At 63.3% G+C, this 9,070-nt stretch carries 8 protein-coding genes; 3 read left to right on the top strand and 5 right to left on the bottom strand.

Annotated features, from left to right (window positions below; translation table 11 throughout):
- Positions 1-26: 26 nt before the first annotated feature.
- The 5 genes from HMPREF1546_RS03520 to HMPREF1546_RS03500 all read right to left on the bottom strand — a co-directional run bounded on the left by HMPREF1546_RS03520 (position 27) and on the right by HMPREF1546_RS03500 (position 5,533).
- Positions 27-728 (bottom strand): M23 family metallopeptidase, encoded by a 702-nt coding sequence (locus HMPREF1546_RS03520; RefSeq protein ID WP_021748678.1) that lies wholly within the window; start codon positions 726-728, stop codon positions 27-29.
- A 108-nt stretch (positions 729-836) separates the two neighbouring features.
- A complete protein-coding gene (gpmI, locus tag HMPREF1546_RS03515) occupies positions 837-2,354 on the bottom strand; it encodes a 2,3-bisphosphoglycerate-independent phosphoglycerate mutase (RefSeq protein WP_021748679.1) in 1,518 nt (505 codons plus the stop codon).
- A 47-nt stretch (positions 2,355-2,401) separates the two neighbouring features.
- Positions 2,402-3,175 (bottom strand): triose-phosphate isomerase, encoded by a 774-nt coding sequence (gene tpiA / locus HMPREF1546_RS03510; RefSeq protein ID WP_021748680.1) that lies wholly within the window; start codon positions 3,173-3,175, stop codon positions 2,402-2,404.
- A gap of 446 nt (positions 3,176-3,621) precedes the next feature.
- A complete protein-coding gene (gene pgk, locus HMPREF1546_RS03505; protein WP_021748682.1) occupies positions 3,622-4,815 on the bottom strand; it encodes a phosphoglycerate kinase in 1,194 nt (397 codons plus the stop codon).
- Positions 4,816-5,041: 226 nt separating this feature from the next.
- Positions 5,042-5,533, bottom strand: a complete 492-nt coding sequence (locus HMPREF1546_RS03500) for a tRNA (cytidine(34)-2'-O)-methyltransferase (protein ID WP_036629967.1) — start codon at positions 5,531-5,533, stop codon at positions 5,042-5,044.
- Positions 5,534-5,847: 314 nt separating this feature from the next.
- Here HMPREF1546_RS03500 and HMPREF1546_RS03495 point away from each other — a divergent pair, with 314 nt between their 5' ends.
- The 3 genes from HMPREF1546_RS03495 (at position 5,848) to pth (ending at position 8,698) form a co-directional block, all read left to right on the top strand.
- Entirely contained in the window at positions 5,848-6,975 is a 1,128-nt protein-coding gene (locus HMPREF1546_RS03495; protein WP_021748685.1) for a UDP-N-acetylglucosamine diphosphorylase/glucosamine-1-phosphate N-acetyltransferase, read from the top strand.
- Between the two features lie 73 nt (positions 6,976-7,048).
- Positions 7,049-8,008, top strand: a complete 960-nt coding sequence (locus HMPREF1546_RS03490; protein WP_021748686.1) for a ribose-phosphate pyrophosphokinase — start codon at positions 7,049-7,051, stop codon at positions 8,006-8,008.
- A 102-nt stretch (positions 8,009-8,110) separates the two neighbouring features.
- Entirely contained in the window at positions 8,111-8,698 is a 588-nt protein-coding gene (gene pth / locus HMPREF1546_RS03485) for an aminoacyl-tRNA hydrolase (RefSeq protein ID WP_021748687.1), read from the top strand.
- The last annotated feature ends 372 nt before the right edge of the window (positions 8,699-9,070 follow it).

The raw sequence follows: 9,070 nt of genomic DNA, 5'->3' as shown, positions 1-9,070 counted from the left end.
GCCTTTGCCGTTCCGCCGCTGCTGCGTCAGCTGTTGAGAAATGCGTCCGGGTCCACAGCTTCCCCATCCTTTGCAACGGAGAAGTGCAGGTGGGCGCCCTGGGCGGCCTCCGCCGCGGCGGTGGTTCCCACTGCGCCGATGGTCTGCCCGGCGGACACCGTGTCGCCCGTCTCCACGGCGGGCTCCACCTGGAGATTGGCATAGGTGGTCTCATAGCCGCCGCTGTGCTGGATCACCACGGTGGTGCCCATCAGGGGATCGTCGGTGATGGAGGAGACCGTCCCGGCGCAGGCGGCCAGGACGGCATCGCCTTCCGCCGCGGCGATATCCACCCCGTCGTGGGTCCGCCAGTCGTCCAGCGTCTCATTGTACAGCAGCTGGTCCACGGAGAATGCCGTCAGCACCTCTCCCTGGATGGGCAGGACCACCACATGGGGCTCCTCTGCCACCACGGGCGTGTCATCCACCGGGATGGTCACCTCCGGCATGACGACGGGCTCCGTCTCCTCCTCCGGTTCCTCCGGAGGCACGGTCTCCACCACCGGTTCGTGCTCCGGCAGGTCCTCCACCGGTGCGGAGGCTGCCGTGTCCGGGCCGGTGGGCGCTTCCGTCTGGGCCGGTTCCCCAAACAGCAGAAAGTAGCCGCCCACGCCCACCGCCAGGACGCACAGGGCTAGGACCGCGTAAAAGCCTGGCCCGCCCAGCAGGGATTTGACTTTATTTGCCATGTATCATACCTCCCTCGATCTTGGGTCTGAGGGAAGTATGGGCAGGATTTCCAGGAATTATACAAAAAGAGACCGCTTTCCAGCGGTCTCTTTTCTCTCAGAAATTGGTCACTTCACGATCAGCGTCTTGCCGTCCATCTCCTCTGGACAGGCCAGGCCCATCACGTCCAGCATGGTGGGGGCGATGTCCGCCAAGCGGCCGTTGGGGCGCAGCTCGGTCCCCGCGCCGCAGAGAATGAAAGGTACGGGATTGGTGGTATGGGCGGTCATAGGGCTGCCATCCGGCTCCGCCATCTGCTCGGCGTTGCCGTGGTCGGCGGTGATCATGGCGATGCCGCCCATCTTCAGTGTGGCGTCCACCACCCGGCCCACGCAGCTGTCTACGGTCTCCACGGCCTTCACCGCCGCGTCATAGACGCCGGTGTGGCCCACCATGTCGCAGTTGGCAAAGTTCAGAATGATCACGTCATAGGCGCCGGACTCAATGCGCTCCACGCACTTGTCCGTCACCTCCGCCGCGCTCATCTCCGGCTGCTTATCGTAGGTGGCCACCTTGGGGGAGGGCACCAGTACCCGGTCCTCACCGGGAAACACAGTCTCAGACCCGCCGTTGAAGAAGAAGGTCACATGGGCGTACTTCTCCGTCTCCGCGATCCGCAGCTGGGTCATGCCCATCTGGCTGAGATACTCCCCCAGGCCATTGCGCACCGTCACCCGGGGGAAGGCCACCTCCACATTGGGCATGGAGGCGTCGTACTCTGTGTTGCACACGAAGGTCACGGGGAAAAACTGGCGGGTGAAGCCGTCGAACTCCGGGTCCACCAGGGTCCGGGTGATCTCCCGGGCCCGGTCGGGCCGGAAGTTGAAGAAGATCACGCTGTCATTGTCGGAGATGGTGCCCTCGGCATCACAGACCACGGGTTCCACGAATTCGTCGGTGACGCCCCGGTCATAGGACTCCCGTACCGCGGCCACCGGGTCTGGATTCTGCACGGCGCCCTCGCCGTACACCATGGCGTCGTAAGCCGCCTCCACCCGGTCCCAGCGCTTGTCCCGGTCCATGGCATAGTACCGGCCCATGACCGTGGCGATCTTGCCCACGCCGATCTCCCGGCACTGTGCCACGGTCTGCGCCACAAAGTCTGCGCCGGAGGTGGGGGATACGTCCCGCCCATCCAGAAAGGCGTGGAGATACACATGCTCCAGGCCCCTTCGCTTCGCCAGCCGCAGCAGGGCGAACAGGTGCTCCAGGTGGGAGTGGACGCCGCCGTCGGACAGCAGGCCCATCAGGTGCAGGGACGTGCCCTTCTCCAGGCAGGCGTCCATGGCGTGCCGGTAGGCGGGATTTTCATCAAAGCTCCCGTCGGCAATGGCCTTGGTGATCCGGGGCAGGTCCTGGAACACCACCCGGCCGGCGCCGATGTTGGTGTGGCCCACCTCGCTGTTGCCCATCTGCCCGTCCGGCAGGCCCACGTCCAGGCCGGAGGCCCGGAGCGTGGTGTGGGCATACTCCCGGAAAAACTGGTCCAGCCGGGGCGTGGCGGCGGCGCGGATGGCGTTGCCCTCCGTCTCCTGCCGCAGGCCGAAGCCGTCCATGATGATGAGGGTTGTTGGTGTTTTGTTCATTGAAATCTCGTCTCGCTCGCTTTCTCACAAAACCGCTCTGCCGGAGCTCACTCCTGGTTGGCTGCGTTGATGATGTCCACGAACTGGTCGGGCTTCAGGGCGGCACCGCCGATCAGGCCGCCGTCGATGTCCGGCTGGGCCAGCAGCTCCGCCGCGTTCTTGGGGTTCATGGAGCCGCCGTACTGGATGGTGACGCTGCGGGCCACCCGGGCGCCGTACAGGCTGCGGATGGTGGCACGGATGTTGGTGCAGACCTCGCCGGCCTGCTCGGCAGTTGCGGTCTTGCCGGTGCCGATGGCCCAGATGGGCTCATAGGCGATGATGCAGCGGCGCAGCTTGTCGGCGGGCACGCCGTACAGGGCGCTCTTCACCTGAAGGGCAATCCACTCGTCGGTGATGCCGGTCTCCCGCTGCTCCAGGCTCTCGCCCACGCAGATGATGGGGTTCATGCCGGCGTTCAGCACGGCGTGGACCTTCTTGTTGACGGTGGTATCGGTCTCGCAGAAATACTGCCGCCGCTCGCTGTGGCCCACGATGACGTACTTCACGCCCAGGTCCTTCAGCATGTCGGCGGAGATCTCGCCGGTGTAGGCGCCCTTCTCCTCAAAGTACACGTTCTCGGCGCCCACGGAGATCCGCAGGTCCTTGAACGCCTTGGCGGCGGTCTGAATGTTGCAGGCAGGGACACAGATCAGGGTGTCGCACCACTTGGCCCGGGGCATGATCTTCTTCAGTTCCTCGGCGAATTTCTTCGTCTCAGTGGCGGTCATGTTCATTTTCCAGTTTCCGGCGATAACCGTTTTGCGATATCTGCGATTCATGGTGATCTCTTCTCCTTTATGTCTTCATCTATCCGCAATCGCGTTCTCCGCGATCTGATGCGCAGGTTTTGGCCGTTTCCAGGGCATTTTCCCCGAAAGGCCCTTTTTTTTATACAGAATTCCAGCCCGTTTGTCAAGTCAAATGAAGCGCGTTTGGGGACGGATTCGGCGCGGCCGCCGCAAGCGGCCGCAACATTCAAATTCATTTTCGCCTCAGGGCGTGCGTGGCGAAAATACTTTGCCTCAGCCGCCCTGGGCGGTGTCACCAGTCCGCAGATTGGTGAGGAGGAATGTAAAGGGGGGACACAGTCCCCCTCTTTAAGCATCCGGGAGGCAGGCCACGCGGGGCAGCTCTTTGCCCTCCAAAAATTCCAGCGGCGCGATTGACGGCTCCGGGAGGAACCGGGAAACGCAATGCCGCAACGGTGGATCGGCGGCACAGCAGCTTACTGATCAAGGAGGCAGGCCACGCCGGGCAGTTCCTTACCCTCCAGGAATTCCAGGGAGGCCCCGCCGCCGGTGGAGATGTGGGTCATCTTGTCGGCGTAGCCCAGCTGCTCCACAGCCGCCGCGCTGTCGCCGCCGCCGATGATAGTGATGGCGTCCGTACGGCTCAGGGCCTCGGCCACAGCCTCAGTACCCTTGGCGAAGGCCGGGAACTCAAAGACGCCCATGGGGCCGTTCCAGATGACGGTGCCCGCGTCCGCCACGGCGTCGCAGTACAGCTTTACCGTCTCCGGACCGATATCCAGGCCCTGCCAGCCGTCGGGGATCTCCCCGGCCTTCACCACCTGACTCTTGGCATCGGGGGCGAAGGCGTCCGCGCAGACGGTGTCCACCGGCAGCAGCAGCTTTACGCCCTTCTCCTTTGCCTTCTCCACCATCTCATTGGCGTAGCTCTCCCAGTCGGCCTCCAGCAGGCTGTCGCCCACCTTGCCGCCCTGGGCGGCGGAGAACGTATAGGCCATGCCGCCGCCGATGATGATGGTATCGGCGATGTTCAGCAGGTTGTTGATGACGCCGATCTTGGAGGAGACCTTGCTGCCGCCCAGGATGGCCACCAGAGGCCGCTTGGGGTCGGCGATGGCACCGCCCAGGAACTCCAGCTCCTTCTGGATCAGGAAGCCGGAGACGGCGGGCAGGTACGCCGCCACGCCGGCGGTGGAGGCGTGGGCCCGGTGCACGGCACCGAAGGCGTCGGACACATACAGATCCGCCATGTCGGCCAGCTTCCTGGCCAACTCCGGGTCGTTCTTGGTCTCGCCGGGCTCGAAGCGGGTGTTCTCCAGCAGCAGGATCTGTCCCGGCTGCAGGGCGGCCGCCTTGGCCTGGGCGTCGGGGCCCACCACGTCATGGGCGAAAATCACTTCCCGCCCCAGCAGCTCGCTGAGGCGCTTCGCCACCGGGGCCAGGCTCAACTTGGGGTCTGGGCCGTTCTTGGGCTTGCCCAGGTGGGAGCAGGCGATGACCGCCGCCCCATTCTCCAGCAGATACCGGATGGTGGGCAGCGCCGCCACGATGCGCTTGTCGCTGGTGATGGCGCCGGTCTCTTTGTCCTGGGGGACGTTGAAGTCGCAGCGGAGCAGGACCTTTTTGCCCCGCACCTCCACATCCCGGACCGTCTTTTTATGGGTATTCATCTGAGATGTCCTCCTATCTGATCTCGTTCCATTGGATTCCTCATGATTCATTCCAACGCAGCCGAAGCCGCAGAGGCGTTCGGCGGCGGTGTCAGCGCGTTCAGGGACTAGTATGGACCGAAGGATGGAAATTCACCCCCGGCCGCCCCCCTGCAATGCAAGGCCGCTCCGCGCCCTGCAAAAGCAGCCGGGCCTCCCCAGCGGAATCGGCGCCGCCCGGCGGGGCTCAGCCCCAGGTCATCTCGCCGGTTCCCAGCAGGCCCGGAAACCCGTTCTGCCGCAGCGCCTCGTAGACGCAGACGGCCACGGTGTTGCTCAGGTTCAGGCTGCGGGCCTCGCTGACCATGGGCAGGCGGACGCAGCGGTCCCGGTACCGCTCCCGGAGAGCCAGAGGCAGCCCGGCGGTCTCCTTGCCGAAGAACAGCCAGCTGTCGGCGGTGAACTGGGCCTCCTGATAGGACCGGGGCGCCTTGGTGGTGGTGAGCCACAGGTCCCGCTCCGCCTCGGGGCGGCGGCGGAAAAAGTCCTCCAGATTCTCGTAATCAAAAACCTCCACCAGGTTCCAGTAGTCCAGGCCAGCGCGGCGGACGGCCTTCTCCGAGATGTCGAAGCCCAGGGGGCGGATCAGGTGCAGCTGGCTGCCGGTGGCGGCGCAGGTGCGGGCGACATTGCCGCAGTTCTGTGGGATCTCCGGCTCCACCAGTACGATATGAAGCATAGACAGCTGTCCCCCTCTTTTCATGCAGTCAAAACACATTGTACCGCGTCGCCCCGGCAAATTCAACTGTAATGTGTGAAGAAAACCGGATTTTTAGAAAAAATCACGACAAATCCGGCTGGATTTCTGCAAAATGCCGGAAATGACAGAAAGAGGGGGCGCCGCAGGAGCGGATCTGTTGTCTCCCACAAAAAAACGTCCCTGTACAAGAAAAATCTGGAGGAAATTTCTTTTATAAATTCGCCGGAAATACTGGATTTTCCCAAGATATTTGTTATAATAAAAAATACGAACGAACAAGGAGGAGAAAACCCATGGATTTTCCGCAGCGCGCCGTGTTTTTTCTGGAAGAGGACTCCTCCCTCCCGGCGCACTCCAAACCGCTGATGCTGGAAGCCGTGTTATTTTGCCCGATCCTAAAATGGATGAGTGACAAGCTGTTGGCCGACGGCGTGCAGCGGTTTTTTGCTGTCTCCAGCCCCCGCTTTGCCCAGGAGGTCCGCGCCTGCTTCCCGGAGGACGCAGACGTGACCATCTCTGAGCAGCACAGCGAGCTGCTGGACTTTTTGAACACGCCGGACCCGGTGGCCGTGTTTGTCCGGGCCGCCCTTCCCATGGAGGAGGCGGGCCCCGGCTTTGTCTACGGCGCCGCCGGCTACGAGCTCCAGGCGGTCTGGCAGGAGAAGATGACCAATGCCGTCTCCGCGGCGGAGCTGATCCCCGGCTGGGTGCCGGTTTTCAGTCTGGAGACCGTGGCCGAGCTGGAGCCCCTGCTCCGGGAGCGGATCGTCCGGCGGCACATCCGCGCCGGCGTCCGGGTGCTGGACCCGAACGCGGTGTATATCGACCCCCGGGTCACCATCGGCCGGGGGACCATGCTCCTGCCCGGCACCATCCTGCGGGGGGAGACCGCCGTCGGCTGCGGCTGCACCATCGGTCCCAATGCCGTGGTGCGGGATTGCGTCATCGGCGATGAGACAGAGATCAATGCCTCCCAGGTGAACGAGAGCACCATCGGCAGCCGCACCCACGTGGGGCCCTTTGCCTACGTGCGCCCCGGCTGCGCCATCGGGGACGACATCAAGGTGGGCGACTTTGTGGAGGTGAAGAACTCCGCCATCGGTGACGGCACCAAAATCTCCCACCTGACCTATGTGGGGGACAGCGACGTGGGCCGCAAGGTCAACTTCGGCTGCGGCACCGTCACCACCAACTATGACGGCGTGAAGAAGTACCGCTGCACCATTGAGGACGGCGCCTTCATCGGCTGCAACACCAATCTGGTGGCGCCGGTGACTGTGGGCGCGGGTTCCTATATCGCGGCGGGTGCCACCATCACCAAGGATGTGCCCGCGGACGCGCTGGCCGTGGCCAGGGCCAAGCAGGAGAACAAGGAGGGGTGGGCCAAACGGCGGCGGAAGCTGTACGGGCAGGAGCACTGATGCTCCTTCGGCTGATCGATCCTACTGACAGAAACCAAGAACATTCAGAACATAGAAAGAGGGCGTTCAAACAATGATTTCTCACGGCAAGGACATCAAGGTGTTTTCCGGCAACGCGAATCCGAAGCTGGCGGAGGAGATCTGCAAGTTGATGGGAACCAAACTGGGCGAGGCGGAGGTCGGTACCTTCTCCGACGGGGAGATCTTCGTCTCCCTGTACGAGACGGTCCGCGGCAGCGACGTGTTCGTGGTCCAGTCCACCTGCACCCCGGTGAACAACAATCTCATGGAGCTGCTCATCATGATCGACGCGCTGAAGCGCGCCTCCGCCGGCCGCATCACCGCGGTCATCCCCTACTACGGCTATGCCCGGCAGGACCGCAAGGCCAAGGCCCGTGACCCCATCACCGCCAAGCTGGTGGCCAACATGCTCACCGCCGCGGGCGCGGACCGGGTGCTGACCATGGACCTGCACGCCTCCCAGATCCAGGGCTTCTTCGACATTCCTGTGGACAATCTGGCGGGCAACCCCATCTTTGTGGACTACTACGCCAAGAAGTACGGCTCCGAGTGCGAGAACATGATGGTGGTCTCTCCCGACGTGGGCTCTGTGTCCCGGGCCCGGGCCTTTGCCCAGAAGCTGCACATGAATCTGGCCATCGTGGACAAGCGCCGGCAGAAGGCCAACAGCTGCGAGGTCATGAACGTCATCGGCGACGTGCGGGACAAGGACTGCATCCTCTTCGACGACATGGTGGACACCGGCGGCAGCCTGTGCAACGCCGCCAAGGCCCTGATCGAGGTGGGCGGCGCCAAGAGCGTCCAGGCCTGCGCCTCCCACGGCGTGCTCTCCGGCCCGGCCATTGACCGGATCAACGACAGCGTCATCACCGAGCTGGCCCTGCTGGACACCATCCCCGCCATTGATCCCAAAAAGAGCAGCAAGATCAAATACCTGCAGGTGGCCCCCATGTTTGCAGAGGCCATCGAGCGTATCTACCAGGAGATCTCCATCTCCAAGCTGTTCCGCTGAGAAGCGGCGGAGCTCCGGCATTTCTGCGTATCAATAATGGACTGGTCAAGGCGGGGAAGGGAACTTTCCCGCCTTGGCTGACGTTGCAAAGGAGTTTTTTTCATGCTGTTAGGCGCCAAATCCGCCGCCGTGGACTGGCTGGTGGTGGGCCTGGGAAATCCCGGGGCCAAGTATGAGCACACCCGCCACAACATGGGCTTTCTCACCGTGGACCTGCTGGCGGAGCAGGCGGGGGTGAAGCTGAACAAGGTCAAGTTCAAATCCGCCTATAACATCATCCCCTTCGCCGGGGCCAAGTGCCTGGTGATGAAGCCCCAGACGTATATGAACCTCTCCGGCGAGGCGGTGCGGGAGGCGGTGCAGTTCTACAAGATCCCTGCCGACCACGTGCTGGTGATCTATGACGATGTGTCATTGCCGGTGGGGAAGCTGCGGGTGCGGCCCACCGGCTCCGCCGGGGGGCACAACGGCATCAAGAACATCATTGCCCACCTGGGGACCCAGGACTTCCCCCGGATCAAGATCGGCACCGGCGCGCCGGGCGAAGGGGGCGACATGATCGACTGGGTCATCGGCGTGCCCTCCCAGGCGGAGCGGAAGGTGTTGGTGGAGAGCTTCCGCCGGGCCATCGACGCGGCGGAATGTATCATTGAACATGGCTGTCAGAAGGCCATGAATGACTTCAATTGAATGAGGGCCGTCCAATGGGGCGGCTCGCCGCGCCTCTTTTTGCCGCCGGGCATGGCGCCCGGTAAAGGGGAATACACTAAGGACGGATCCATTTTCCCGGATCGTGCCGGTGGATATGACCTGGGTGGGAGAATCATGTCCATCCGCTTTACAGCCCCTGCTTCCAAACAGGCGCCGGGCGGAGAACGCCCACCGGGCCATGCGCCCGGAAGCGGCCCGGCGCCCAGAGAGTCTTCCCAATTTTTCATGTTGACAAGGACCACATCCTATGGAACAGTTTCTGAGACAATTGCAGACTATCCCCGAGGCGGCGGAGCTGATCCGCCGGGTGGAGGAGGGCGGCTGTCCCGCGGCGGTCAGCGGCCTCCAGCC

The organism is Oscillibacter sp. KLE 1745 (genome assembly GCF_000469445.2).
Taxonomy (GTDB): Bacteria; Bacillota; Clostridia; order Oscillospirales; family Oscillospiraceae; genus Oscillibacter; species Oscillibacter welbionis.
The sequence above is the reverse complement of the archived record's forward strand: the minus strand, read 5'-3'. Positions and strand labels throughout refer to the sequence as shown.

Coding starts and splice junctions, on each gene's coding strand:
- HMPREF1546_RS03520 (WP_021748678.1), bottom strand. CDS start 728: ATGGCAAATAAAGTCAAATCCCTGCTGGGCGGGCCAGGCTTTTACGCG.
- HMPREF1546_RS03495 (WP_021748685.1), top strand. CDS start 5,848: ATGGATTTTCCGCAGCGCGCCGTGTTTTTTCTGGAAGAGGACTCCTCC.
- HMPREF1546_RS03500 (WP_036629967.1), bottom strand. CDS start 5,533: ATGCTTCATATCGTACTGGTGGAGCCGGAGATCCCACAGAACTGCGGC.
- gpmI (WP_021748679.1), bottom strand. CDS start 2,354: ATGAACAAAACACCAACAACCCTCATCATCATGGACGGCTTCGGCCTG.
- tpiA (WP_021748680.1), bottom strand. CDS start 3,175: ATGAATCGCAGATATCGCAAAACGGTTATCGCCGGAAACTGGAAAATG.
- pgk (WP_021748682.1), bottom strand. CDS start 4,815: ATGAATACCCATAAAAAGACGGTCCGGGATGTGGAGGTGCGGGGCAAA.
- pth (WP_021748687.1), top strand. CDS start 8,111: ATGCTGTTAGGCGCCAAATCCGCCGCCGTGGACTGGCTGGTGGTGGGC.
- HMPREF1546_RS03490 (WP_021748686.1), top strand. CDS start 7,049: ATGATTTCTCACGGCAAGGACATCAAGGTGTTTTCCGGCAACGCGAAT.